This is a genomic window from Streptomyces fulvoviolaceus, assembly GCF_000718165.1.
GTDB lineage: Bacteria > Actinomycetota > Actinomycetes > Streptomycetales > Streptomycetaceae > Streptomyces > Streptomyces fulvoviolaceus.
This window is the reverse complement of the sequence record NZ_JOEY01000150.1, coordinates 1-872: the sequence shown is the minus strand read 5'-3', so window position 1 is coordinate 872 and position 872 is coordinate 1. Positions and strand designations below refer to the sequence as shown.

The 872-nt window shown below is 67.7% G+C and carries 1 pseudogene; it reads right to left on the bottom strand.

Going from position 1 to position 872, the window contains the following annotated elements:
- A pseudogene (locus tag IG08_RS0153235) lies at positions 1-872 on the bottom strand (alpha-1,4-glucan--maltose-1-phosphate maltosyltransferase); the annotation flags it as partial.

Genomic DNA, 872 nt, shown 5'->3' with positions numbered 1-872 from the left:
ATCTGGTATTTCTCCGAGTCGAGGTATTCCTCGCTGCCGTCCCGCAGCGGGGTGTTCTCGCAGAGTTCGTAGCCGGAGTAGATGCCCCAGGTGGGGGAGAGGGTGGCGGCGAGTACCGCGCGCAGTTCGAAGGCGGGGCGGCCGCCGCGCTGGAGGAACTCGTGCAGGATGTCGGGGGTGTTGGCGAAGAAGTTGGGCCGCATGTAGGCGGCCGCCTCGCCGGAGAGTTCGGTGAGGTACTCGGTGAGTTCCTGCTTGGTGTTGCGCCAGGTGAAGTAGGTGTAGGACTGCTGGAAGCCGGTCTGGGCCAGGGTGTGCATCATGGCCGGCCGGGTGAAGGCCTCGGCCAGGAAGATGACGTCCGGGTCGGTGGCATTGACGTCGGCGATCACCCGCTCCCAGAACAGGACCGGCTTGGTGTGCGGGTTGTCCACGCGGAAGATCCGCACGCCGTGGTCCATCCAGTGCCGCAGCACCCGCACCGTCTCCGTGATGAGGCCGTCGAGGTCGGCGTCGAAGGCGATGGGGTAGATGTCCTGGTACTTCTTGGGCGGGTTCTCGGCGTAGGCGATGGTGCCGTCCGGGCGGTGGTGGAACCACTCGGGGTGTTTCTGCACCCAGGGGTGGTCCGGGGAGCACTGCAGGGCGAAGTCCAGGGCGATCTCGAGGCCCAGCGCGGTGGCCTCGGCGACGAACCGGTCGAAGTCCTCGATGGTGCCCAGAGCCGGGTGGACGGCGTCGTGGCCGCCCTCCGGGGAGCCGATCGCCCACGGCACGCCGACATCGTCCGGGCCGGCGGAGAGGGTGTTGTTGCGGCCTTTGCGGAAGGTGTGGCCGATCGGGTGGATCGGCGGCAGGTAGACCACGTCGAA